This window comes from Rhodococcus sp. P4_C10, from assembly GCF_056402135.1.
In genome coordinates, this window is record NZ_JBFUHZ010000025.1 from 1 (window position 1) to 24,183 (window position 24,183).

The window sequence follows — 24,183 nt, forward strand, 5'->3', positions numbered from 1 at the left end:
GAGTTCTCGTACAAGGTCGGTGCGAACTGCGATCGTGACGTCGCGATGAACACGTGGACGGACTACTCCGGGTCGCTGGGTTCGGGTAGCTACCCGAACAAGGGCACGACCGTGACGGTGAGCAAGAACGTCACCACGACGGCGTTGGCGGCGGTGCCGGCGGGTGTGAAGGTGGGCCAGTCGGTTCCGCTGAGCGCGACGGTCACCGGTGGTGTCGACGGCAACATCGTCGAGTTCTACGACGGGACCACCAAGCTCGGTCAGGGTCCGCTTGCGGCCGGCAAGGCGACGTTCGCGTGGACGCCTGCCGCCGCCGGTGGTCACAGTCTGACGGCGAAATTCCTGGGCACGGCGAAGGCCAACGAGTCGGTCTCGGTGGCGCAGAACGTTCCGGTGGCCGCGGTGGACGTCGTCACGACGACGTCGGTGACCGGTCCGGCGACGGCGGTCGAGGGCGCGGACGTGACGTTGAACGTGCAGGTCTCCCCGGCCCCGAGCGGTGGCACGGTGCAGTTCAAGGACGGCGCGACCGATCTCGGTGGTCCGGTGGCTGTGGGCGTGGATGGCAAGGCCGGCATCAGCCAGGCGCTGGCTGTGGGCGACCACAGCATCACCGCCGTCTTCTCAGGTGCCGGTGAGTTCCTGACCTCCACCTCCGGCGCGCACTCCGTGACGGTGTCCCCGGCGGCCCCGGCCGACGTCGCAACCACCACGACCGTCTCCGGTGCGGCAACCGCCCAGACCGAGACCCCGGTTGCGCTGTCCGCCACTGTTTCCCCGACGCCGGCCGGTGGCACGGTGCAGTTCAAGGACGGCGACGCCAACATCGGTAGCCCGGTGGCGGTCGGTGCCGACGGCAAGGCAGCGACCACCGCGTCGTTCGCGACTGCCGGCGCGCACGAGATCACCGCGGTGTTCTCCGGCGCAACCGGATTCATCGCGTCCACCTCGGCGGCACACACCGTGACGGTGACCGCCCCGGCTCCGTCGGACGTCCAGACCGCGACCACCCTCACCGGTCCGGTCACGGCGTCGACGGGCGTCGCGGTGACGTACGAGGCGAAGGTCGCGCCGGCTCCGACCGGCGGCACCGTGCAGTTCTTCGACGGTGACACCGCCGTCGGCGACGCCGTGACCGTCGGCGCCGACGGCAAGGTGTCGCTCACGCACACCTTCGCAGTGGCGGGCACCAGCACCCTCAAGGCCGTGTACGGCGGCACGAACGGTTACGTCGGCTCCAGCTCCGACGTCGTGACCGTCACCGTGACCGGCGAAACCCCCGTGGACCCGGGCGCCGGTGGCGGCATGGGCTCCCTCGGCGGGCTGTTCGGTTCCTCCTAGCCGGTCGGGACCGGCAGCTCGGCACGACTTCCGCAGCGCCCCGTCCCGGTCTCGCGACCGGGGCGGGGCTATGGAGCACAGGATGAGTGACACCGAATTGCGCACGGCGATTCGCAAGTTGCGCGCACGTGCCGACGATGCCCGCAGCCGCGACGATGCCGAGGCGGCCAAGACCATCGAGAAGACGATCCACGAGTACCAGGACGAGATGTCGACCCGGCTGTAAGCCGGTGTGCCCAAGCCGATCCGGGTTGATTCGGTGGACCGGCCCTCGTCTCGAGGTGCCGCGAACCCCGGTCGTGTGAATCGAGGACCACCCCTGCCCGCGTGCGTAGACTCCGCTTGACCGATCAGCGCGACGGGCAGGGGATTCAAGGGTGAAGGACATGCAGGGCAAGAAGTGCCTGATCACCGGTGCGGGCAGCGGTATCGGCCGCGCCACCGCGCTGGCCTCGGCGCGCGAGGGCGCCGACCTGTACCTCACCGACATCAACGCCGAGGGACTCGCGGAGACCGTCGCGCTGGTCACCCGAGCGGGTGGGCGGGTTGTCGAGTCGCGGGATCTCGACGTGTCCGACTACGAAGCGGTCGCCGCCTGGGGCGAGGACATCCACGCCGCCCACGGCAGCATGGACGTGGTGATGAACGTGGCCGGCATCTCGGTCTGGGGCACCGTGGAGAACCTCGAACATCGGCACTGGAAGTCGATGGTCGACGTCAACCTGATGGGGCCGATCCACGTCATCGAGACCTTCGTGCCGCCGATGGTCCGAGCCGGCAGGGGCGGTCACCTGGTGAACGTCTCGTCCGCTGCGGGCCTGCTCGGCCTGCCCTGGCACGCCGCCTACAGTGCCAGCAAGTTCGGGCTGCGCGGGGTCTCGGAGGTGCTGCGCTACGACCTCAAGCGGCACCACATCGGCGTCAGCCTGGTGGTCCCGGGCGGGGTGAACACACCGTTGGTCGGCACCGTGCAGATCGCCGGCGTGGACCGCGACGATCCACGGGTGCGAAAGTTCGCGCACCGGTTCGAGAAGCGCGCCGTCTCGCCGGAGAAGGTGGCGGACTGCATTGTGCGGGGTATCAAGAAGCGCCGCTATCTGGTCTACACGTCCAACGACGTCCGCTTCGGTTACTGGTGGGCCCGCAAATTCGCGCCGCCCTACGAGCTCGTGATGCAGAAGGCCAACGACCAGTTCAGCAAATTCCTCGACTAGATCATTGCCTCTGACGGGGCCACGGGGCATCCGGCCCTTCTTTTGTGCTGTAACACAAGCGTCCATCTAGTTCGTCGAAACCCCGGTCGTGTCGGGGATCACCGTGGTCTACTACTGCTCGATTCGATGCACTTCCAGGCAGTTGCGGGTCGCCTCAGTTGCGGATCCTTCGGCTGCGGAGTGCACTCGGCCGCGCCGTGCGAGCGTGCGTCGGGATTCGACGACAACGTTGGGCCTCCCGTCTGTTGTGGGGTGCCCTCCATTACGGGGAGGAAGTTCATGTCGGGCAAGAATGTGCGTCGCGGGATGGCGACGGTAGGCGCGTTCGCCGTCGCCGCGGGGTTCGTGGTGACAGGAGGGACGGGCCTGGCGGGTGCGGCGCCGGAAACGATCAACCTCTCGGACGGCGGCTTCGGGTTCGCCCGGACGGTGAGCAACACCGCGCCGCTCGAGGGCGAGACGGTGACCGTGACGACCACGGTCACCGGCACCGGCATCGTCGACTGGCTCGAGGACTACCGCCCGACCTGCATGACCTACAAGACCGACTCCGTGAGGGTGGCCGGGTTGCCGGTTCCGGTCGCAAGCATCGGCCCCGGGCTGACCCGGGTGGCCGGCAGCTGGGACGCGGCCACGTCGCCGACCTTCTCCTTCCAGTACCTGGTCGGTGCCAACTGCCCGCGTGAGGCGGTGCAGACCACCGGAATCAAGTACGGATCCGGTACCGCCACCGGTTCCTTGGACAAGGCGGGCCCGTCGATCAACGTGCCCAAGAACGTCACCACCACCGTGCTCAGCCCCGTTGCCCCGGGTAGGGCCGGTATCGCGACCAAGATGAACGTCCAGGTGCTCGGCGGCCGCGAAGGCGACCTCGTCAAGTTCTACTCGGCCACCACCGAGATCGGCTCCGTCGCGCTCGACGCGGCGGGCAAGGCCTCCTACAACTGGACCCCGGCCGCCACGCAGGCGGGCGAGCATCAGATCACCGCGACCTTCCCCGCGACCCCGTTCGCGGCCGAGTCGTCCTCGGCCGCGCAGACCGTCACGATCGAGCCGGGCAACCAGAGCACGGTCACGACGGTGAGTGTGCCGGCAGCGGCGCAGACCGGCTCCGAGGTGATCTTCGACGCGCAGGTCTCGCCGTTCCCGGGCGCCGGAACCGTCACGTTCAAGGTCGGTACCACTGAGCTGGGGACCGTCCCGGTCGGTGCCGACGGCAAGGCCAGCCTGATCCAGACCTTCACGGTGCCCGGCGACAAGTCGGTGACCGCGGTGTTCTCCGGTGCCCCCGGATACCTTGCGTCGACCTCGGCACCCCAGGTGATGCGGATGACCGAGCCGGGCGCCACGGACGTCGCCACCACGCTGACGCTGGCGGTGCCGGCGATCGCGCAGAAGGGACGGGTGGTCTTCCTGTCCGCGGACGTGTCCCCGAAGCCGGTCGGCGGCACGGTGCGGTTCTTCAGTGGCGTCGAGCCGCTCGGCAACGCGATCGGCCTCGCCGACGGCCGCGCCACCCAGACCTACACCTTCCTCGAGGAGGGCACCCGGGAGATTCACGCGGTGTACACCGGTGCGCCGGGCTACCTCGGTTCGGATGTGACCGGGACGATCAGCGTCACCGCCGACCCGGTCCCCGGTGGCGGCGGAGGCTCGCTCGGCGGGCTGTTCGGCTCCTCGTAAGGGTTCACCAGACAAACGGCGCCCCGTCCCGGTCCAAGTACCGGGGCGGGGCGCCGTCGTCGTGCTGTCAGGCGGTGACTTGTGCCCGGGTCAGCCTCCCGCTGTGCATCTCGTAGACGTCATCGACGAGATCCAGCTGGCCGAGGTCGTGGGTGACCATCACCACCGCGACGTCGCGTTCGCGGCTCAGGTTCGCCAGCAGGGCGACGATCTCGCGGCTGCGATCCTCGTCGAGCGCGGACGTCGGTTCGTCCACCAACAGCACTGACGGGTCGTTCATCAGGCTCCGGGCGATCGCGACTCGCTGGCGCTGGCCGCCGGAGAGCTGGTGCGGCCGACGGTCGAGCTCCTTCTCCAGTCCGAGCGAGGCCAGCAGGTCCCGGGCCCGGCTTCGCACGCTGCGAACCCGGCCCCCGCCGAGGTGCGTGATCAGCTGCAGCTGTTCGGTCGCGGTCAGCGACGCGAGCAGGTTGGACTGCTGGAAGACGAAACCGAGCTGTTCGCGCCGCACCGTCGTCCGCTCGGATCGGCTCAGGCCGGTGACGTCGACGCCGCCGATGTGGACGGTGCCGGACTCGGGAGTGATCAGCAGGCCGGCGACTGCGAGCAGGCTGGACTTGCCGGATCCCGACGGCCCGGTGACCGCGACGAGCTTGCTGCGGTCCACGGCGAAGTTCACGTGGTCGAGCGCGCACAGCCGGGTGTCGCCGTCGGGATAGGTGAGGAGGGCGTCGGTGAGGGTGATGCTCATCGTTGTTCCTTCAATTCTCGTAGTAGGCGGCGATTACCGGGCGGAGTTCAGCGCGGTCAGCGGGTCGACGGAGACGATCCGGGTCAGCGCGGCGGCGGCGCCGAGCATGCCGAGGCCGATCAGCGCGAAGAACGGCAGCAGGGTGCCGGACACGGTGAGCGTGAACGGGACTGCCTGCGACGCGATCGAGCCGAGGCCCACCGCGGCCAGCGAACCGAGCCCGGCGCCGAGCGTGAGGACGATCAGTGACTGGCCGAGGGCGTCTCGGAGCAGGTAGCCGGTGGACGCGCCGACGGCCTTGAGCACCGCCAGGTCCTGGCCGCGTTGGATGGTCCAGATGGTGAAGAAGGCGCCGACCACGAGGGCGCTGACGATCAGCAGCATGACCTGCATCAACAGCAGCGAACTGCGCTCGGAGGTGTAGGAGCCGATCGCGTTGAGGGCGCCCGACTGATCGGTGATCGAGGTGTCGGTGGCGGTCGCCGCGGCGGCGGCGTCGAATCCGCTGCCCGTGCGCATCGCGACCACGGTCCCCTCGCTGCCGCCGGCGGTGGGCAGCGACAGCCAGTCGGACCGCTCGACCCACACCACCGGCTGGTGGCTGTAGAGCGAGTCGTCGACGAGGGCCGTGACGGTGAACGGGCGACCGCCCATCTCGACCGTGCGCCCCACACTCCAGTCGTTCTCCTCGGCGAGGGTCCGGTCGACGGCGATGTGGCCGGCCGACAGCGGGACGGGCGCGGCGAACGAGCTGCCGTCCACGCCGAACGCGCTGGCGCTGACGTCACGGCCGTCGACGGTGATCCGGGTGGGCGCGATTCCGATCAGGGCGGCGGAGTCCACGCCCGGCGTGGCGGCGAGTTCCTGCTGCTGCCGCTCGGTTACCTGGGAGTCGCTGAAGGAGAGCGACTGCCCCTCCGCGGGCGCGCCGAAAGCGAACTGGTTCGCGCCGAGGTTCTTGATCGCCGCGATCGACTGGTTGCCCAGGCCCGCGGTGAGTCCGGAGAGCATCACCACCATCAGTGAAATCAGGAACAGCACCACGCTCATCAGCGCGAACCGGCCCTTGGCGAACACGAGGTCACGAATACTCAGGAACATGCTTCCAGCGTGCCGCGGCACCCCCTTCGGGGGCATCGCGCAAAGGGTGGGGTGAGCGAGTCAATCGAAAGTTGGAGATCGGCCGTCGTGGCCGGTCAGGGCCGGTCGGGGTGCTGGGGCGGTGTTAGCGTGGATGCAATGCAGCATTCGGACCTCCAGCCTGACAGTGGCCCCGCACCCGTCCTGCGTGTCATGTCGCTCGGGGCACACACGCTGTTCGTGGTGCTGCTCGGGGTCGGCGCAGTGCGGTGCCTCATCGACGACACCCGACCGGTGCCGACGGTGCTGCTCTCCGCCGTCGTGCTCGGCTGGTACCTGCTGGGAGTCTGGTTCGCCCGGCGGTCCGCGTCCGCCACCGGCGTCGACTGGTACGGCCCGTTCTGGTTCGGCGTGCTGGTGCTGGGTTGGCTCGGTCTCGCGGCGCTGAGCGTCAACTTCGTGTGGGTGGCGTTCCCGCTGTACTTCCTGTGTTTCCACGTCCTCTCGACGCGGGTCGCGGTGGCCGCGACGGTGGCGATCACCGCGGTCGCGATCGGCGGGTCGCTCTGGCACGGCGGCACCAACGTCGTCGCGACGTTCCTGGGGCCGATCTTCGGCGCGACCGCGGCCGCCGGGATGGCGGTCATCTACCAGCAGTTGCTCCGCGACGTCCGGCAGCGCCGCAGACTCTTCGACGAGCTCGCCCGCTCGCACACCGAGCTGCTCGACGCCCAGGACGAACTCGCCGCACTGCAACGGGAGGCCGGTGCCGTCGACGAGCGGGCCCGGCTGGCCCGCGACATCCACGACACACTCGCACAGGGATTCTCGTCCATCGTGTTGTTGGCCAGGGCCGGTGCACGCAGCGCCGAGCCGGCGCCGATCCTCGCGCAGATCGCGGAGACGGCGCAGGAGAACCTCGGCGAGGCGCGCCGCGTGGTCGCGGCGCTCACCCCGTCGGTGCTCGAGGAGGCCTCGCTCGAGTCGGCGCTGCGGCGCCTGCTCGCCCAGTTGTGCGAGCACACCGGGATCGTGGGCGAGCTGGTGGTGGACGGTGAGGCGGTCCCGCTGCCGATGGACTACGACGTCGCACTGCTTCGGGTCGCACAGAGCGCGCTGGCCAACGTGCGATTGCACTCGCGGGCCCGGCAGGTGCGGCTCACGCTGAGCTACACACCGGACGAGGTGCGCCTGGACGTGGTCGACGACGGCATCGGTTTCGACTCCGACGGCGAGTTCGCAGCGGCGTCGTTCGGCCTGCGGTCGATGCGCGAGCGGCTCGCCTCGTTCGGGGGCTCGCTCGTGGTCGAGGCGGCACCCGGCGACGGAACAGCCTTGGCCGCAACGCTTCCGATGGCAGGTGCCGAGTAGTGACGGACAGTTTGCGAATCCTGCTGGTCGACGACCATCCGGTGGTCCGGGCAGGACTGCGGGCGCTGCTCGCCTCGCACGACGGGCTGGACGTGGTCGCCGAGGCGTCGTCGGGGGAGGAGGCGCTCGAACTGGTCGCCACCGAGCGTCCCGATGTGGTGCTGATGGACCTGAGGCTCGGCGCAGGCATGGACGGTGCACAGGCAACCGAGGCGATCGCAGCCCGCCCGTCCCCGCCGCGGGTGGTGGTGCTGACCACCTACGACACCGACAGTGACATTCTGCGGGCGGTGGAGGCCGGGGCCGCCGGCTACCTGCTCAAGGACAGCGACCCGCAGGTGCTGGTGGACGCGGTGTGGGCGGCGTCCCGAGGTGAGACGGTGCTCAATCCCGATGTGGCGCAACGGCTGTACCGGCAGATTCGGTCACCGCGAGTGGACCTGAGTGCTCGGGAGAGTCAGATCGTGCAGCTGGTGGCGCAGGGCCTGTCGAACCGGGCCATCGCCAAGGAACTCTTCGTCACGGAGGCCACCGTGAAATCACACCTCGTGCACGCGTTCTCGAAGCTCGGGGTGGACAGCCGGACCGCAGCCGTGGCGGCCGCCCGGGAGCGCGGGCTGATCGTCTAGCGGGCGACGGATCCGGCCGCCGTAGCCCTCGCGGCCGCGGCCGAGGCGCACTACCGTCGAGCCATGACCAGCGAGCGCGGCACGGTGTTGGGGGCCAACTCCGAGGTGGGCACCTTGCGGACGGTGCTGCTGCACCGTCCCGGCGACGAGCTCAAGCGGTTGACCCCGCGCAACAACGACCAACTGCTCTTCGACGGACTGCCGTGGGTGGACCGGGCCCAGGACGAGCACGATGCCTTCGCCGCATTGCTGCGTTCGCGGGGCGTCGAGGTGCTGCTGCTCTCGGACCTGCTCACCGAGGCGTTGACCGCGAGCGGTGCGGCCCGCATGCAGGGCATCTCGGCCGCGGTCGACCCCCGTCGGCTCGGGCACTCGCTCGCTCAGGAACTGGCGTCGTACCTGCGCACCGTCGCGCCCGGCGCTCTGGCCAACCTCCTGACCGCGGGGATGACATTCGACGAACTGCCGATCGGGCCGGCCGGGTCGTCCCTGGTGCGGCGGATGCACCACGGTGGCGACTTCGTGATCGAACCGCTGCCGAACCTGCTCTTCACCCGGGACTCGTCGTTCTGGATCGGCGACCGGGTGGCGATCACGGCTCTCGCCCTGCCGGCACGCGCCCGGGAGGCCTCGCTCACCGACCTGATCTACGCGCACCATCCACGCTTCCTCGGGGTGCGGCGGGCCTACGAGTCGCACACCGCGCCGGTCGAGGGAGGCGACGTGCTGCTGCTCTCGCCGGGGGTGATCGCCGTCGGGGTGGGCGAGAGAACCACACCGGCGGGAGCGGAGGCGTTGGCGCGCAGCGTGTTCGAGGACGGACTCGCGCACACGGTGCTGGTGGTGCCGATCGAGCAACGCAGGGCGTCGATGCACCTGGACACCGTGTGCACGATGGTCGACGTGGATGCGGTGGTGATGTACCCCGCGATCCAGCACACCCTGACCGCCTTCACCATCCGACGCGAGGACGGCGGCGTGAGCATCCGCGGCGCCGAACCCTTCCTGGAAGCGACGGCCGAGGCGATGGGCATCGGCAAGCTGCGGGTGATAGACACCGGGCTCGACCACGTGACCGCCGAACGCGAGCAGTGGGACGACGGGAACAACACCCTCGCGCTCTCGCCCGGAGTGGTGGTCGCCTACGAGCGCAACGTCGAGACCAATGCCCGGCTCGAGGCGTCGGGCATCGAGGTCCTGCGGATCTCGGGGTCCGAACTCGGCTCCGGTCGCGGCGGACCCCGCTGCATGTCGTGCCCGGTCTCACGCGATCTGCTCTGAGCGTCAGACACCACTTACAACTCGACCGGGCCGACGACGCTCGGTGTGCCGTGCACGTGGATGCGGCTCTCGCTCACGGATGGGCAGCCCGTGGTGGTCGAGTGCGTGCAGACGAGCGGACCGTCGGTGGCCACGCTGCAGGACACCGACAGCACCTTCGCCACCTTCAACTGTGGCGTGTGGACGCCGCAGTCCGTGACCCCCGTCGAGTCCGAGGCCCCGATCGTGTCCGAGGTCCCGGCCGAGCCGGAGGTCGAAACCGGGGAAGAGGCCGCGTCGGGATCGCTCGACCTGGGCTCGGTTGACCTGGGTTCCGTGGGCTCCGCTTCGGGTGATTCCGGTTCGGCGGGATCGTCCGAGTCCTGATCTGGACGAGGCACGGCCCCGACGACGGGCGTCGACGGGGCCGTGCCTTGACGATCGAGGTGACTACAGGATGGTGGACACCTTGTCGGCCGGCCGGGCGAGCACCGTGCCCTTGTCGGTGACCACGATCGGGCGCTCGATCAGGATCGGGTTCTCGACCATGGCATCGAGCAGCTCGTCCTCGCTCGCCTGCGCCAACCCGAGCTCGGTGTAGACGGACTCCTTGCGTCGGATCGCCTCGCTGGGCTTGAGCCCGGCGTCGTCGAGCAGCTTGCGCAGGCCGTCGCGCGAGGGCGGCGTGTCGAGATACTTCACGATGGTCGGTTCGATGCCCGCGTCCTCGATCAGCTTGAGCACCGTGCGCGAGGTGCTGCAGCGCTGGTTGTGGTAGATCGTCGCGTGCGTGTTCGTGTCGGATGTCGCCATGTCAGCCATTGTGCTCCCGGCCCGCTCGACCGGCTGTCGGCGACCTCAGCGGCCCTCCAGCGTCCGGTGCATGCGGGTCGTGTCCGCTGCGACCGTCCGGGTGGCCAGGAAGATGAAGACGGCGGTGAGCGCCAACATGATCGGCACCAGGTACATGGCCGAGTTCAGTCCCACACCCGCGTACTGGGCCAGCGTTCCGGTACCCGCCGAGTCGAGCGCGCGCTCGGCGAACCAGTCGGAGATGGCGCCCACCACGACCGGTCCCGAGAAGCCGCCGAGCAGGTACATCGCCGCAAAGAACAAGGCGGTCGCGGTGGCGCGCAGCGGCGGGACCACCACGTCGTGGATCGTGGGATAGACGCTGATGTAGAAGGCGTACGCCAACAACCAGCCGGCGGCGAAGAAGGCGGTGAAGGCGACGACGCTCCCCCCGTTCTGCATCAGGGCGAGGGCGGTCAACGGAGCCGCCGCGGCGCAACTGAAGACCCCGATCCTGAGACGGGCATTCGGCGACCTGGTCGACGCGCGGTCCGCCAGTCTGGCGCCCGCCACCAGTCCGACGAGGCCGGTCAACCCGACGATGATTCCGGTGACCGCGGCGGCGGGTGTCAACTTCAGCTCGTACTGGCGCATGAGCAGCGGCACCACGAACGAGTTCACGGCGTACGCGGCGAAGTTGAAGGTCAGCCCCGCGAGGATCAGCCAGCGGAGCGTCGGGATCGACAGCAGCCGGCGGATCGGTCGCGTGACCGGGGCGGCGCCGGCGGGAGCCGCGCCGGTGGCGGAGACGTGTTCGGCGCCCCCGCGCTCGGGGTCCCGCATCCGGTACAGGACGACTGCGAGCACCACGCCGGGCACGGCCGCGACGAAGAACGGCGCCCGCCAGGAGCCGAAGGCCTCGGTGATCTTGCCGACGGTGAAGAACGCCAGCATGAGACCGAGCGGCAGCCCGAGCATGAAGATGCCGAGTGCGCGAGATCGCCGCTCCGCCGGGTACATGTCGCCGATCATCGAGTTCGCGGCCGGGGTGAAGCTCGCCTCGCCGATGCCCACGCCGAGCCGGGCCAGGATGAAGAGCAGGTAACTGCCCGCCGCGCCGGTCGCCGCGGTCAACCCGCTCCACATCAGTAGGCCCACGCCGATGATCTTCGGCCTGTTGCCGGTGTCCGCGAGCCGGCCGAGCGGTAGGCCCGCGATCGCGTAGACCAGGGTGAAGGCCGACATGACGAGGCCGAGTTGCAGATCGCTGAGGGAGAACTCGGCCTTGATGGGTTCGGCGACCACGGAGGGGATCGAGCGGTCGAAGAAGTTGACCAGGTTGGCCAGGAAGAGCGCGACCAGCGCTCCGCTGACGACATTGGTCGTGGTTGTCGACGGTGGCGACGCGGGCAGCGCCGACGCTGGTGCGGCGGATTCGTGCACGGACATGGGGCCTCGCAGATTCGGTGGGGACGGGTCGGAAACCTGTTCTGTTGCAGGCATTGCCGTGCGAGAACAAGCTTTGGTTCAGGAGCGGCGCGTCAGCGCAGTTGCTCGGCTACCTGTGCACCGATCGCCTGCATTCCGAACACCGTCGGGTGCAGCGGCACGGCAGGTTCGGTCGGGACGAGGCCGGTGTAGGCCGCCTGCCCGGGGGCTGCGCAGATGTCGTGGCCCGAGGTGGCCTGGGTGATGTCGACGAAGCGGATGCCACGTCGGGTGGCCTCCGCCTCCATCGCGGCGTTGGCGTCGGTCATCACGCTCTGCAGGTAGTCGGCGTCCTGCGACCAGATCGGTTGCTGTGCGGGGCATCCGCCCGGTCGCAGGTAGGTGCCGTAACCCACCACCGCGATCTCCGCGTATGGCGCCCGCTCGCGGACCTGGTCGAGCATCGCCCCCCAGGTCGGTGCCCAACCCTCGATCTGGTCCCGCTGCTGGTTGCGTCCGCCGGCGTTGAACTTGTCGCGGCAGGACGACCCGTTCGGTTGTGGCAGCGGGTTGGCGCAGCTGAGGGCGGTGGTGAAGAGGTTGAAGTCGTTGGCGCCGATGGTGACGGTGACGAGGTCGGTGTCCCGGCTCAATGCGTCGAGTTGCGGTGTAGCGGTGCCGGAGAAGGTGCGCTGCGGGGTGTTCGTGATGTTCGCGGTCCTCGCCGACGAGCAACTGACGTCGGTGAGGGTGGCGCCCAGCTCCGCGGCCACCACGGCGGGGTAGTTCAGGTGCGACCGCAGGCATCCGGGCGCGCTCATGTCCTGGTCGGGAAGCAGCGGGCCGGCCGCGGCGGAATCGCCGATCGCCACGTAGTCGATCCGGCCGGCATCGAGGGGGGCGGCGCCGGCGTTGCCCGCGGCTGCGGCCGCCAGCAGGCACAGGGTGGCGGCGGCAGTCGCCCCCGACCTGGTGGCGCGGCTGATCATCTGAGTCACCGAGGCTCCTTCTCTCGTGAGCCGCTCCGTTTCGGGTGCACCGTTTGTGCAGCCGAGAGTGGCCTGGATTACATATTGATCGGGAAACCGCAGGTGGTCGTTGTAGATTGCGACCAACATTCGGGGGGTTTTTGTGTCTGAGAGCAAACCGGACCGAGAGGGTCCCATTTCGATCGGCGGTCGGTCGCTGGCGGACCAGTTGGCGCAGCGGACTCACTCACTGGTTGCCGAGACCGTCAGAGTGGTCCGGACCGACGTCCCCTTCTACCGGTCACTGCCGGAGGAGGCGATCCGCAACGACGTCACCGCGATCGTCCGGCGGAACCTCGAGCTGTTCATCGCCATGCTCAGGACGGCGCGGGAGCCGACGCCCTCGGAAGTGGCGGACCTGCGGGTCTCGGCCGGGCACCGGGCTGAGGAGTTGGTGCCCCTGGTCGAGATCCTGCACGCGTACCACCTCGGCGTCCAGCAGTGGTGGGCGTCGATCGCGGGGCTGGCCGGTGGCGGCGACGGTCCGGCACTCGCGCGGGCGGGGCAGTTGCTGCACACCTACCTGCTCGCCGCGACGTCTGCGGTGGTGGCGGGGTACGGGTCGGACCATGCACTGCCGAGTGAGGACGACGGCGCCCGCCGGGCCCTCCTGATGGCGTTGTCCTCGGGCGCAGACCCGGCGGGGGCCGCCGACCGGGTCGGTCTCACACTCGCTCGGCTCTACTGGGTGGTGGCGCTGCACGTCGACCCGCACCCGGACGAGGCGGCCGCGGGGGTGGACACCGCGGTCGCCGAACGGCGCAAGGTGCGACGGCTCCAGCGCGAACTCGACAACGTCGGCCGCGACAAGGCGCTGTGTGCGGTGACCAGCAGCGGCGGAACGGTGCTCATCCCGATCGTCGATTCCGAACCGACCGAGGACAATTGGTCCGACAGCCCGCAGTACGTCGTGTTGCGCCGGAACCTGCTGGACCTGGAACGTGTGATCGGTGCCGCCGTCGTCACCGCGGTCTCCGCGGCCGTACCCACAAGGATCCCCGGTGCGCTCGTCGAGGCCCGGGAGGTGCTCGAGGTGGCGCGCCGTCACGGCCGCCGGACGGGCCTGTTCCGTCTCCAGGACGTGCCGGTCGAGTACCAGCTGAGCAGGCCGAGTGCGGCGCACGCGGTGCTGGCGGATCTGTTGTCCCCGCTGGGTTCCCACGAGTCGGTACTCCGCACGCTCGAGGCCTACGTCGACGCCGGCTACGACCGCGCCGCCGCCGCGACTGCGTTGCACGTGCACCCGAACACGGTCGTCTACCGGCTGCGCAAGCTGGCGACGCTGACCGGGCTGGATGTGAGCTCGCCCCGGGACCTGGTCCGGGTCACCGCGGCGCTCGCGGCCCGGCGGTGCGCCGGCTCCGAAACGCTGCAGGCCTAGTTGCTTGCCGATCGCCGCGTCTGGGCCATGATCGCCGTCCCCATCCAGCGGCGCAGATAGCCCCGCAGGTCCTCCTCGCCGCGGGGCGGGTTGCTGGGCGATATGAAGAACGACTGCATCGTCCGCAGGGCGTACTCGACGAGCTCGCGGAGCGAGTCCTCGTCGTACCCGTGCCCCTCCCAGTCGACGTCGAAGCGTCGGATCATCGTCATGCCGAAGGCGCGCGCCTCGTCGGATGTGAGCCCGTAGGTACCGACATTCGAATGCGAACCCGAGAGCATGATGCCCAGATGAGGGATGCGGTGTACCTCGTCCAGCGTGTAGATCACGCCCTCGGTCATCGCCTCCGCGGGGTCCTCGAGGCCGTGCACATGCTGCGCCAGCCGATCGAGGAATCCGTCGACGGATGCGATGGCCGCGGCCCGCATGAGGGCCTCTGCGCTGGGGAAGTAGCGGTACACCGTCTGGCGGATGACACCGAGCGACTCTGCGACGTCGGCAATGCTGATTGCCGAACCCGTTTTGCCGATCAGATCGACTGCGGCGGAGACGATTCGGCGCGACGCCTCGTCGTCATCGGCCGGCGGTCGCCCACCCCATCCACGTCTGCGTGCCACCGGGCGGACGGTACCAGGGCTGCGACGGCGGTCGGCGTGAGGTGCGGTGGATTCGGTGAAAGTCATCATACGCGGTCATGCATATTTGTATGATCGCGTCGAACGTGGCCTTCACCTGCCCTGGCGGGGCTCGCACGCATCGACGAATCGAGGAATCGCGCATGACGGATCTGAAACCCCGGAAGATGGACTTCGGGTTCGAGGACGAGGACGTCCCATTCCTGTGGAACCCGGACAACCCGGCCTGGTCGAGCATGTCCAACGCGGTCTCGTTCCTGGCGATCGGCTTCGAGAAGATGATCGTCAAGCTAATCCTGCAGGCCAAGCCGCTGATCACCGATCCGGAGGTCGCGGCGGAAGCAGTCGCGTTCATGCGTCAGGAGGGCCACCACTCCACCGCACACCGCCAGCACGTGAACGCGCTGATCCGGCGCTACCCCGGCCTGCAGAACACCCTCGACGCCGTGACCGGCGAGTTCGACCTGCTCACCGAGCGGACCTCGATCAACTACAGGCTGGCGTACACCGCCGACCTGGAGGCCACGTTCACTCCGGTGTTCAAGCTGATGCTCGACAACGAGGCCACCCTGTTCCGGCCCGGCGACGACCGGGTCGCGTCCCTGTTCATCTGGCACTTCGTCGAGGAGGTCGAGCACCGCAGTTCGGCGCTGATCATCTACAACTCCGTCGTCGGCAACGAGCTCTACCGAATGCGGATGGCTGCGTCGATCTTCGCGCACGTGATGAAGGCGATCCGAATTGCGTGCGCCGGCTTCAACCAGCACGTTCCGCTGTCCGAGCGGAAGGTCGATTCGATGTCGATGTTCGCCCGGCACCGGGCCAAGCAGAAGGTGCTCACCTCCTTCGCGCCGTACCTGACCAAGGGGCCGATGCCGCGTGCGTTCGACGGTCTGCCGATCGGTGAGCAGCTCACCGCCCTGTCCGGCGCCGTTCGCAGCCAGATGCCCGGGCACAAGCCCGCACACGAGAAACTGCCCGTCCTCGCCGACGAGTGGTTCACCCGCTACGACGCCGGCTACGACTGCACCCGCTGGTACACCGCGCAAACGCGGCTCGACGCCGAACCCGTCACGCAGGCGGCGAACTGATGTCGGACATGTGCACCCCCACCTTCGCGGATCTCGCCACGCGGCTCGGATTCTCTTGCGCGGAGGCCGGTGGGCTCGTCGAGGTGCGCAATCCGGCCGCGCTGGAGAACTGGACGCTGCCGGTGCTCGAGTGGATGATCGTGCTCGGGTCGGTGCTCGCGCTCGTGTACGCGATCGTGCGGCTGCGTCGGCACGGTGATCCGACGAACCTGGTGCTCTGGTTCGGTGCCACCGCGTTCCTGTTCGTCATCGAGCCGCCGATCTACTTCCCGGCCACCTTCCACACCGAGGAATACCTGGGCACGATGTTCGCGCACAACGTGTTCACCGTGGACTTCCTGTGGGGCCGACTCCCGCTCTACATCATCGCCATCTACCCACTGATGGCGACGCTGGCCTTCGAGATTGTCCGGATGCTCGGCGTGTTCCGGCGCTACGGGGTGTTCCTCGGCGCGGTGTGCGTCGGCTTCGTCCACCACGCGTTCTACGAGATCTTCGACCAGCTCGGGCCGCAGCTGCGCTGGTGGGAGTGGACGCTCGACAACAAGGTCAACCTGCCCTTCTTCGATTCGGTTCCGCTGCCGAGCGTCGTGGTGTTCGCGGCGCTGTGGCCGATGTCGTTGGCTCTGTGCGTCCAGTTCTTCGTCGGCCGGCACGTCGATGCGGGCCGGCGCTTCTCCGGGCTCGGGCTGGTGTGGCGCACCGTGGTGATCGGTCTCACCGCCTCGGTCGGGGTGTTCGTGCTCCCGCTCCCGGCGACCGTCTTCGGGATGGGCAGCGACACCGTCCGCGGGTTCCTGTACGCGGCCGAACTGGTCGCCATCACGGTCGTCGCGATCCCGCTCCTGGCCCGCCAGTGGTCGCGGTTGCGGCGTTCCGCCGCTGACGTCCCGCCGTACTCGAACGACTTCGTCCGGGTGTACGCCCTCGTGTACCTCGCGGTGATGGGCCTGCTGTGGGCGACCGCGCTGCCGGACTTCTTCGATGCGGTCGACGGTGTCACCGGCGACGGCGACCCGATCGGCAACCTCTGGTACACGCTGGCGTGTTTCGCCGCCGCAACACTCTGTGTGATCGCGACATTCACCGTGCCGCGCAGCACATCCGAGGACGGTGGCGTCCCGTCGGCCGGTGAACGTCCGGTGACCAGCACGGCGTAGTTCCTCGCGGTTTTCCGGCGGTCGGGGAGGGTGGTGCGCTTTCATTGCCTGCATGGACTTGCAGACCCTCTCCGACCGGATCGAGATCGTGGACCTGCTCACCCGCTACGCGCACGCGGTCGACACCAAGGACTGGGCGCTCTACCGGACGGTGTTCACCCCGGACGCGGCCATCGACTACTCCGAGACCGGCGGTCCGAGCGGAGGCGTGGAGGAGGTGGTGGCGCAGTTGACGACCATGCTCGACCTGTTCACCCGGACCCAGCACTTCGTCTCGAACATCGACGTCGAGTTCACCGCCGACGGTGCCCGGGTGCGGGCGATGTTCTTCAACCCGATGGTCGTCAAGCCGGGCAGGCAGTTCTTCTGCGGCGGTTGGTACAACCACGAGTTGGTGCGAACGCCGGACGGTTGGAGGAGCCGGGCCCTGGTCGAGGACGCCGCCTGGTTCGACGGGCTCGAGCAGGCGTTCGCCGAGTGAATCTCGGCGTTCGGCGAGCTGGACCGGGGCTTGCCCGGCTAGCCTCGCCGCATGCGTATCGTCATCGACCCGGACTCCGCGACGCCGCCGTACGAGCAGGTGAAGCTGAGGGTGCTCGCTCTGATCCGCCGAGGTGAACTGATCGCCGGCACCAAGCTGCCGACGGTGCGTGCGTTGGCAGAGGAGTTGGGGCTGGCGCCGAACACCGTCGCCAAGTCCTACAAGGAGCTCGAGGCGGTGGGCGCGATCGAGACCCGCGGTCGAGCCGGTTCCTTCGTTGCGTCCTCGGGCGACCCGACGCTGACCGCGGCCCAGCGGGCGGCCACCGCGTACGTCGCCGCCATCCGCGACCTGGGCCTGGGCGACGACGTCGCCGGGGAACTGGTGGCCGCCGCGATCCGTGGCGCGTAAGCGCCGCCGGACTACGCTCGACCGTGGGGGCTGGGCGAAGGGGTGGCGATGGTCTACCGGGTGGTCGAGGCGGCGACCGTCGCGGCCCACCTCGCGTTCATCGGATACCTGGTGGTCGGCGGGTTCCTGGCCTGGCGCTGGCGTCGGACGATCGCCCTCCATGTCGCGGTGGTGGCGTGGGGCGTGGGGTCGGTGCTGGTGGGTTACGAATGCCCGCTGACCGACCTGGAGAACTGGGCCCGGCGGATGTCGGGCCAGCCGGAGTTGCCGTCGACGGGGTTCATCTCGCACTACCTCACCGGGGTGCTCTACCCGGTGGACGCCGTGACCCTGGTCCGGCTCCTGGTGGTGGCGGTGGTGCTGGCGTCCTGGATCGGGTACTTCCGGCGGCGTCCGGCGCGCGTTCTCGCTCGGTGAGGGCGGCTTCCGACACGCCCACAGGAAGGTTGACGCTTCAACCATCCTGTGTCAGGGTGGTCTCGTTCCCCGACCTTCCGTGCGCACAGCAAAGGACCTGTAGATGAAATCCAGCGCTTTCAAGGACCTCGCCCTGCTCATCGCCCGCGTCGGCATCGGCGTCATCTTCGTCGCCCACGGCTGGCAGAAGTTCTTCACCAACGGAATTGCGAAGACCCAGGCCGGTTTCGACGCCATGGGTGCGCCGCTGCCGGACGTGTCCGCGATCGTCGCGGCGACCGTAGAACTGGTCGGCGGTTTCGCGCTGATCGCCGGGATCGCCACCCCGATCGCCGGGATCCTGCTGTTCCTCGACATGGTCGGGGCCTTCTTCATCGTGCACATCGACAAGGGCATCTTCGTCTCCGAGGGCGGGTACGAACTCGTCCTGGCGCTCGGTGTCGCCTCGTTGCTGATCGCCGCGATCGGTGCGGGCCGGCTCAGCATCGATGCGCTCTTGGGCGGTCGATTCGGCTCCAAATCCGCAGTGTAACGCCGTAAACCGGCGCGGCCGGCCGGCAATTCCCCGGCCGCGTCGGCTTGCAATTGCCTGTGCGGACAAGCAACGTGAGTCTGCATGGCGGCGAATACCGATTTGTCCGATCAAGATTCCGACCCCACCGAACGCGCGGAAGCCGCCGGTACCGGTGGGGTGGGGTCTGCCGGTGGCGCCGTCCGCACGGATTTCGTGGTGTTCGGGGTCACGGCGGTCATCGTCGCGACCATCCTGATCTGGGGGATCGTCGGTCCCGACAGCCTGGACCGGGTCACCAGTTCGACGCTCGACTGGCTCGTCACCAACCTCGGCTGGCTGTTCATCCTCGCCGCGACCGGCTTCGTCCTGTTCGCGCTCTGGTTGGCGGTCAGCCCGTTCGGCCGGATCCCGCTCGGCAAGGACGGCGAGAAGCCGGAGTTCAAGACCGTCAGCTGGATCGCGATGATGTTCAGCGCCGGCATGGGCATCGGCCTGATGTTCTTCGGCGTGGCGGAACCGCTGGCGCACTTCGTCACCCCACCGCCGGGCACCGACGGTGGGGTCGGCGCCGCGATGGCGACCACCATGTTCCACTGGAGCCTGCACCCGTGGTCGACGTATGCGGTGGTGGGGCTGGCGTTGGCCTACGGCACCTACCGTCGCGGCCGCAAGCAGCTGTTCAGCTCCGCCTTCATCGCCCTGCTCGGCCGCCGCGCGGAGGGGCCGATCGGCAAGGTCATCGACATCCTCGCCATCTTCGCGACGATGTTCGGCACCGCGGCCTCCCTCGGGTTGGGCGCCCTGCAGATCGGGTCCGGCTTCGAGGTCACCGGTTGGCTCGAGGAGGCGGGCACGCTGTTGCTCGTCTCGATCGTCGCGGTGCTCACGCTGGCCTTCGTCGCCTCGGCGGTCTCCGGGGTGTCCAAGGGCATCCAGTGGCTCTCCAACATCAACATGGTGCTGGCGCTGGTGCTGGCGGTGTTCGTCTTCGTGCTGGGGCCGACCGTCCTGATCCTTAACCTCATCCCGAACACCCTCGGCGCCTACGCCGGACAGATCGCCGAGATGTCCGCGCGCACTGCGGCATCCAGCAACCCGGAGACCGCCGAGTGGCTGTCCTCGTGGACCATCTTCTACTGGGCCTGGTGGATCTCCTGGACCCCGTTCGTCGGGATGTTCCTGGCCCGCATCAGCCGCGGCCGCACCATCCGTGAGTTCGTGGTCGGCGTGATCGTGGTGCCCAGCGTGGTCAGCCTCCTGTGGTTCTCGGTGTTCGGTGGTGCCGCCATCGGTGAACAGCGCGCCGGCATCCCGCTCGCGGAGCGGGGCAGTTCCGAGTCCCAACTGTTCGGGATGTTGGACAACCTGCCGTTGGCAGGTGTCACGACGGTCCTGGTGATGATCCTGGTCGCCATCTTCTTCGTCTCCGGCGCGGACGCGGCGTCGATGGTGATGGGCTCGCTCTCCCAGCGCGGCACCCTGCAGCCGAGTCGGTGGGTGGTGGTGTTCTGGGGAATGTTGACCGGTGCCGTCGCGGCGCTGCTGCTGTGGACCGGCGGCGAGGACGCGTTGAACGGGCTGCAGACGATGACCATCATCGTGGCCGCACCGTTCGTGCTGGTGATGATCGGGCTGTGCGTCTCGCTCTACCGCGACCTGTGCCACGACCCGATGATCCTCGAGGCGAAGCGGGAGCGGCGACGACTGTCGCGGCCCCGCACACGGGCCAAGCGAGTCGGTCACTAGCAGGTTCTCGAGGCGATCGGCAGCCTCAGTCTTGGGAGGCCTCGTGAAACGAGGGACCGATGGCCAGCAGGACGCGGACGAGTTCGGCCTGACGGTGTGTGTCGGTCTTGTCGAAGACGTGCTGGAGGTGAGTTCGAATCGTCGTCATGGACACGGAGAGTTCGTCGGCGACCGGTTTCAGTCCTTCGCCTCGAGCCACCCGCAAGGCGACCTCCGCCTCGGTGTCGGTGAGGGAGTACAGGCGGCGCAGGACGGCGGTGTCCGGTTCGGGTTCACTCTCCGGGTCGACGATCAGGACGAGGGCGGTCACTGTCGAATGGCTCAGTCCGTCGGTGCCGGGGCCGAGCGGAACCACGTGAACTGCGTATCCGCGTCGCCCGGACGGGCGGGGGCAGGCAAATGAGCCGCCTTCGGGGACACGGTCCTCTTGGGTGTCCAGCGCGAGGCACACGAGGCGGCGGAGTTCTCGATCGGCCAGAGAGAGGGTCGCCGCGATGGATCCATGGGGGCGGAGTTGGAGGCCGTCGCCGGAAACGAGGATCGTCTCGGCCGCTGTGTTGAGGTGCAGAATTCGGTAGTCCGGTCCGATGACCACGATGCCGTGCTGGAACTGGTCGATTGCTCTGGCCAGTTCATGTTCGCGCTGCGCGAGGGTCGCGAGTTCCACCCGCGTGTGGATTGCCTGTTTCAGGTGCGGGACCAGCTGCCTCATCAGCGTCAGCCGGTCGGTGGTTCCGAAGGGTTCCGGGCCACGAGGCGCGGCGACCCCCAGCCATGCGCTCGGGGTGCCGCCGGTCAGTCGGACGAACAGTCCGTCCTGGAAGTGGTTGGGGCGGCACCAGTCCGCGTAGAACTCGGTGTGCACGTTGGGGAGGATCAGTTCGGTCCCGGTGTGAATTCGGCCGACCGGAGCGTTTTCCACGGCTGTCGCCACACAGTCGAGCCGACCGTAGTACTCGTTGTAGGTCGTTCTCAGGGACGGGTCGGCGCCGACCTGACGCACCATGACGTCGGATTGTCGGGTCGCCGGTGCCGAAGTCAGCAAGCCGGCGCCGGCGCCGTCAAAGGCGCGGACAAGCTCGACAAGGGTCGGATCCCATTGCTCCGGCGTGACGGCCGATGCGTAGATCGCGGACACGAGGCGGGAAAAATCGTCGACTGAGATCATCGACCACCCCGGCATCGGTTGGGCATACGGCGTCCAGCGGTTCCATCCGATTATGGCCGATCTCATCTGTTTGCACGAGGCCGCGCGCGCCGGCGAGTGATGTGCTGGATGTGGCTTCCGGATCAGGAAACGAATTCAGGTGCGGCAGGGCTCGGTGACGGTCGACGAGGGGTGACTGTCACCGCCAGCTCGGCAGCCACAGCTGCTGCTGCCACATCTCCGGCGTGATCGGGACGGCCGTCAGGATCGGCCACAGCCAGGCGAAGTTCGCGATGACCAGGCCCAGGTACAACGCGACCGCGAGCAGGCCGGTGCGGCGGCGCTCGTAGCTCGCCCGGGCGCGGCCGATCACCTCCCCGCACACCAGGGCCAGGCCCATCGCCAGGAACGGTGCCAACGCGACGGCGTAGAAGAAGTACATCTGCCGGTCCATGGTGACGAACCAGGGCAGCAGCCCGGCGGCGTACCCGGTGAGCACCGCGGCGTAACGCCAGTCGCGGCCCACGACGGTGCGCCACAACGCCCAGCCGAGCATCGGCAGCGCCAGCCACCACATCGCCGGGGTGCCGATCAGCATCACGGCCTTGACGCAGCTCGCGGCGCCGCAGCCGGACACGTCGTCGCCCTCGGCGAAGTAGTAGAGCATCGGCCGCAGACCCATCGGCCACGTCCACGGCTTGGACTCCCACGGATGGTGGTTGCCCGCCGAGTTGGTCAGGCCGCCGTGGAACTCGAGCACGTTGCCGCTGTAGTACCAGAGCGAGCGCAGCGCGGCGGGGACGAACGAGAAGCTGCCGTCGAAGCCGAGCTGGTTTCCGACGGCGTGCCGGTCGACGCCGGTCTCCGAGGCGAACCACGCCCAGTAGGTGGCCAGGTAGACCAGGACGGGGACGACCACCAGCGCGTACAGCGCGGGTCCGACGTCGCGCAGGCCCGCGCCGAGCCACGGCCGGCGCACCCCGTAGCGGCGGCGGGCGGCGACGTCGAAGGCCACGCTCATCAGGCCGAAGAACGCGATGAAGTACAGGCCCGACCACTTGGTCCCGCAGGCGAGGCCCAACATCATGCCGGCGCCGAACCGCCACCAGCGCACCCCCAGCCGGGGGCCGTAGTCGGTGACCCCGATCCGGCCCTCCGCGTAGACGCGAGCCATCCGGGCCCGCACCTCGTCGCGGTCGACGATCAGGCAGCCGAACGCGGCGACCACGAACAGGGCCATGAAGATGTCGAGCATCCCGATCCGGGACGAGACGAAGGTGACCCCGTCCGCGATCAGAAGCAGCCCCGCGATCGCCCCGACCAGTGTCGACCGCGCCATCCGTCGCACGATCCGGATCACCAGCAGCACCAGCAGGGTGCCCGCGACAGCGGCGGAGAAGCGCCAACCCCAGCCGTTGTACCCGAACAGCGCCTCGCCGACGGCGATCAGTTGCTTGCCGACCGGCGGGTGCACCACGAGTCCGTAACCCGGGTTGTTCTCGATCCAGCCGTTGGTGAGCACCTGCCAGCCCTGCGGCGCGTAGTGCTTCTCGTCGAACACCGGGGTGCCCGCATCGGTGGGGTAGCCGAGCATGGTGAACCGGGTGATCGCGGCGACGAGGGTGAGGAACACGGTGACAACCCAGCCGCGGAAGCGGTCGGTCGGGCCGGTCTCGGGTTCGGGCGCCAGGGGCGCCGGGGAGAGGTGACCGCGGGGGTCGACGTGGGGCGTCGGGCGCTCGTCGGTCAACAGGGTCACCCGACGATCGTAGGCTGTCGTGCATGAATGGTTCCCTGGTCCTTGCCGCGACGCCGATGGGGGACGTCCGCGACGCCTCGGAACGACTGAAAGTCGCGCTCGCGACCGCGGACGTGGTCGCGGCGGAGGACACCCGGCGCACCAAGCACCTCGCGTCCGCGCTCGGCGTCACCATCACCGGCAAGGTGGTCAGCTTCTACGACCAGGTCGAGACCACGCGACTGCCCGCGCTGGTCGCCGACGTCGCGGAGGGCCGGACGGTGCTGCTGGTGACCGACGCCGGGATGCCGTCGGTGAGCGACCCCGGGTACCGGCTGGTCGCGGCGTGTGTCGCGCAGGACCTGCCCGTCACCTGCCTGCCGGGCCCGTCCGCGGTCACCACGGCGCTGGCGTTGTCGGGGCTGCCGGTCGAGCGGTTCTGCTTCGACGGCTTCCCGCCGCGCAAGCAGGGGCAGCGCCGGACGTGGTTCGAGGCGCTGCGGACCGAGTCGCGTGCGTGCGTGTTCTTCGAGGCGCCGCACCGAATCGCGGACTGCCTGGCTGACGCGGCCGCGGTGTTGGGCGGGGGGCGCCGCGCGGCGGTGTGCCGGGAGCTGACGAAGACCTACGAGGAGGTGCGACGCGGCACCCTGGCCGAGCTCGCCGAGTGGGCGGCCGACGGGGTTCGCGGAGAGATCACCGTGGTGCTCGAGGGAGCGACGGCGGTGGCCGCCGAGCCGGCGGACCTCGTCGACGAGGTGGAGCGGCTGGTGGCCGCGGGCGAGCGGCTCAAGGACGCGTGCGCGATGGTCGCCACCGCGGGGGTGTCCAAGCGGGAGCTCTACGAGACGGTGCTCGCCGCGCGCAAGGACTGAGGCCGCCGCG

At 68.9% G+C, this 24,183-nt stretch carries 25 protein-coding genes; 17 read left to right on the top strand and 8 right to left on the bottom strand.

The window, feature by feature from the left end:
• The 4 genes from AC1DWC_RS17120 to AC1DWC_RS17135 form a co-directional block, all read left to right on the top strand.
• Window positions 1-1,341: Ig-like domain-containing protein (locus AC1DWC_RS17120; protein WP_477909914.1), on the top strand; the 1,341-nt coding region annotated here is incomplete at its 5' end.
• 82 nt (window positions 1,342-1,423) lie between these two features.
• Window positions 1,424-1,567: a hypothetical protein gene (locus AC1DWC_RS17125; RefSeq protein ID WP_169888497.1), complete on the top strand. Its 144-nt coding sequence runs from the start codon at window positions 1,424-1,426 to the stop codon at window positions 1,565-1,567.
• Between the two features lie 160 nt (window positions 1,568-1,727).
• Entirely contained in the window at window positions 1,728-2,555 is an 828-nt protein-coding gene (locus tag AC1DWC_RS17130; protein WP_477909988.1) for an SDR family oxidoreductase, read from the top strand.
• A gap of 279 nt (window positions 2,556-2,834) precedes the next feature.
• On the top strand, window positions 2,835-4,238 hold the full coding sequence (locus AC1DWC_RS17135; protein ID WP_477909916.1) for an Ig-like domain-containing protein: 1,404 nt from the start codon (window positions 2,835-2,837) through the stop codon (window positions 4,236-4,238).
• A gap of 67 nt (window positions 4,239-4,305) precedes the next feature.
• On the opposite strand, the gene AC1DWC_RS17140 is transcribed toward AC1DWC_RS17135, so the two are convergent.
• Window positions 4,306-4,989, bottom strand: a complete 684-nt coding sequence (locus AC1DWC_RS17140) for an ABC transporter ATP-binding protein (RefSeq protein WP_072847053.1) — start codon at window positions 4,987-4,989, stop codon at window positions 4,306-4,308.
• A 33-nt stretch (window positions 4,990-5,022) separates the two neighbouring features.
• The gene (locus tag AC1DWC_RS17145; RefSeq protein ID WP_477909918.1) at window positions 5,023-6,090 is read right to left on the bottom strand and encodes an ABC transporter permease; all 1,068 of its coding nucleotides are present in this window, start codon (window positions 6,088-6,090) and stop codon (window positions 5,023-5,025) included.
• 138 nt (window positions 6,091-6,228) lie between these two features.
• Here AC1DWC_RS17145 and AC1DWC_RS17150 point away from each other — a divergent pair, with 138 nt between their 5' ends.
• From AC1DWC_RS17150 to AC1DWC_RS17165, 4 genes are all read left to right on the top strand, one after another.
• Complete coding sequence (locus tag AC1DWC_RS17150) at window positions 6,229-7,440, top strand: sensor histidine kinase (protein WP_477909920.1); 1,212 nt, start codon at window positions 6,229-6,231, stop codon at window positions 7,438-7,440.
• On the top strand, window positions 7,440-8,069 hold the full coding sequence (locus AC1DWC_RS17155) for a response regulator (protein WP_281244454.1): 630 nt from the start codon (window positions 7,440-7,442) through the stop codon (window positions 8,067-8,069). Before AC1DWC_RS17150 ends, AC1DWC_RS17155 begins: the two co-directional genes overlap by 1 nt.
• Before the next feature lie 63 nt (window positions 8,070-8,132).
• Window positions 8,133-9,350: an arginine deiminase gene (gene arcA, locus AC1DWC_RS17160; protein ID WP_477909922.1), complete on the top strand. Its 1,218-nt coding sequence runs from the start codon at window positions 8,133-8,135 to the stop codon at window positions 9,348-9,350.
• A gap of 60 nt (window positions 9,351-9,410) precedes the next feature.
• Complete coding sequence (locus AC1DWC_RS17165) at window positions 9,411-9,716, top strand: hypothetical protein (RefSeq protein WP_477909924.1); 306 nt, start codon at window positions 9,411-9,413, stop codon at window positions 9,714-9,716.
• Between the two features lie 63 nt (window positions 9,717-9,779).
• On the opposite strand, the gene arsC is transcribed toward AC1DWC_RS17165, so the two are convergent.
• The 3 genes from arsC to AC1DWC_RS17180 all read right to left on the bottom strand — a co-directional run bounded on the left by arsC (window position 9,780) and on the right by AC1DWC_RS17180 (window position 12,538).
• The gene (arsC, locus tag AC1DWC_RS17170; protein WP_072847049.1) at window positions 9,780-10,151 is read right to left on the bottom strand and encodes an arsenate reductase (glutaredoxin); all 372 of its coding nucleotides are present in this window, start codon (window positions 10,149-10,151) and stop codon (window positions 9,780-9,782) included.
• 36 nt (window positions 10,152-10,187) lie between these two features.
• The gene (locus AC1DWC_RS17175; protein ID WP_477909926.1) at window positions 10,188-11,570 is read right to left on the bottom strand and encodes a spinster family MFS transporter; all 1,383 of its coding nucleotides are present in this window, start codon (window positions 11,568-11,570) and stop codon (window positions 10,188-10,190) included.
• 92 nt (window positions 11,571-11,662) lie between these two features.
• On the bottom strand, window positions 11,663-12,538 hold the full coding sequence (locus tag AC1DWC_RS17180; protein ID WP_477909990.1) for an SGNH/GDSL hydrolase family protein: 876 nt from the start codon (window positions 12,536-12,538) through the stop codon (window positions 11,663-11,665).
• 142 nt (window positions 12,539-12,680) lie between these two features.
• Here AC1DWC_RS17180 and AC1DWC_RS17185 point away from each other — a divergent pair, with 142 nt between their 5' ends.
• The gene (locus tag AC1DWC_RS17185) at window positions 12,681-13,958 is read left to right on the top strand and encodes a PucR family transcriptional regulator (RefSeq protein ID WP_477909928.1); all 1,278 of its coding nucleotides are present in this window, start codon (window positions 12,681-12,683) and stop codon (window positions 13,956-13,958) included.
• Here the strand turns inward: AC1DWC_RS17185 and AC1DWC_RS17190 are convergent.
• Entirely contained in the window at window positions 13,955-14,575 is a 621-nt protein-coding gene (locus AC1DWC_RS17190; protein ID WP_477909930.1) for a TetR/AcrR family transcriptional regulator, read from the bottom strand. The two genes, AC1DWC_RS17185 and AC1DWC_RS17190, sit on opposite strands and share 4 nt — an antisense overlap.
• A 161-nt stretch (window positions 14,576-14,736) precedes the next feature.
• Here AC1DWC_RS17190 and AC1DWC_RS17195 point away from each other — a divergent pair, with 161 nt between their 5' ends.
• From AC1DWC_RS17195 to AC1DWC_RS17225, 7 genes are all read left to right on the top strand, one after another.
• On the top strand, window positions 14,737-15,684 hold the full coding sequence (locus AC1DWC_RS17195; protein ID WP_477909932.1) for a metal-dependent hydrolase: 948 nt from the start codon (window positions 14,737-14,739) through the stop codon (window positions 15,682-15,684).
• The gene (locus AC1DWC_RS17200) at window positions 15,684-16,844 is read left to right on the top strand and encodes a hypothetical protein (RefSeq protein WP_477909934.1); all 1,161 of its coding nucleotides are present in this window, start codon (window positions 15,684-15,686) and stop codon (window positions 16,842-16,844) included. The genes AC1DWC_RS17195 and AC1DWC_RS17200 overlap by 1 nt, the downstream gene beginning before the upstream one ends.
• Before the next feature lie 52 nt (window positions 16,845-16,896).
• Window positions 16,897-17,325 (top strand): nuclear transport factor 2 family protein, encoded by a 429-nt coding sequence (locus AC1DWC_RS17205; RefSeq protein WP_477909936.1) that lies wholly within the window; start codon window positions 16,897-16,899, stop codon window positions 17,323-17,325.
• Window positions 17,326-17,376: 51 nt separating this feature from the next.
• Window positions 17,377-17,736 carry a GntR family transcriptional regulator gene (locus AC1DWC_RS17210; protein WP_072847041.1) on the top strand — a complete coding sequence of 120 codons (360 nt, stop codon included), beginning with the start codon at window positions 17,377-17,379 and terminating at the stop codon, window positions 17,734-17,736.
• A gap of 48 nt (window positions 17,737-17,784) precedes the next feature.
• A complete protein-coding gene (locus AC1DWC_RS17215) occupies window positions 17,785-18,153 on the top strand; it encodes a DUF2784 domain-containing protein (protein WP_072847062.1) in 369 nt (122 codons plus the stop codon).
• 103 nt (window positions 18,154-18,256) lie between these two features.
• A complete protein-coding gene (locus tag AC1DWC_RS17220; protein WP_477838211.1) occupies window positions 18,257-18,685 on the top strand; it encodes a DoxX family protein in 429 nt (142 codons plus the stop codon).
• Window positions 18,686-18,769: 84 nt separating this feature from the next.
• Complete coding sequence (locus AC1DWC_RS17225) at window positions 18,770-20,413, top strand: BCCT family transporter (protein ID WP_477909938.1); 1,644 nt, start codon at window positions 18,770-18,772, stop codon at window positions 20,411-20,413.
• A gap of 25 nt (window positions 20,414-20,438) precedes the next feature.
• On the opposite strand, the gene AC1DWC_RS17230 is transcribed toward AC1DWC_RS17225, so the two are convergent.
• Both AC1DWC_RS17230 and AC1DWC_RS17235 read right to left on the bottom strand, forming a co-directional pair.
• Window positions 20,439-21,419, bottom strand: a complete 981-nt coding sequence (locus AC1DWC_RS17230) for a helix-turn-helix transcriptional regulator (protein WP_477909940.1) — start codon at window positions 21,417-21,419, stop codon at window positions 20,439-20,441.
• A gap of 340 nt (window positions 21,420-21,759) precedes the next feature.
• A complete protein-coding gene (locus AC1DWC_RS17235; protein ID WP_477909942.1) occupies window positions 21,760-23,319 on the bottom strand; it encodes a dolichyl-phosphate-mannose--protein mannosyltransferase in 1,560 nt (519 codons plus the stop codon).
• 23 nt (window positions 23,320-23,342) lie between these two features.
• On the opposite strand from AC1DWC_RS17235, the gene rsmI reads away from it, so the two are divergent.
• Window positions 23,343-24,173 carry a 16S rRNA (cytidine(1402)-2'-O)-methyltransferase gene (gene rsmI, locus AC1DWC_RS17240; RefSeq protein ID WP_477909944.1) on the top strand — a complete coding sequence of 277 codons (831 nt, stop codon included), beginning with the start codon at window positions 23,343-23,345 and terminating at the stop codon, window positions 24,171-24,173.
• The last annotated feature ends 10 nt before the right edge of the window (window positions 24,174-24,183 follow it).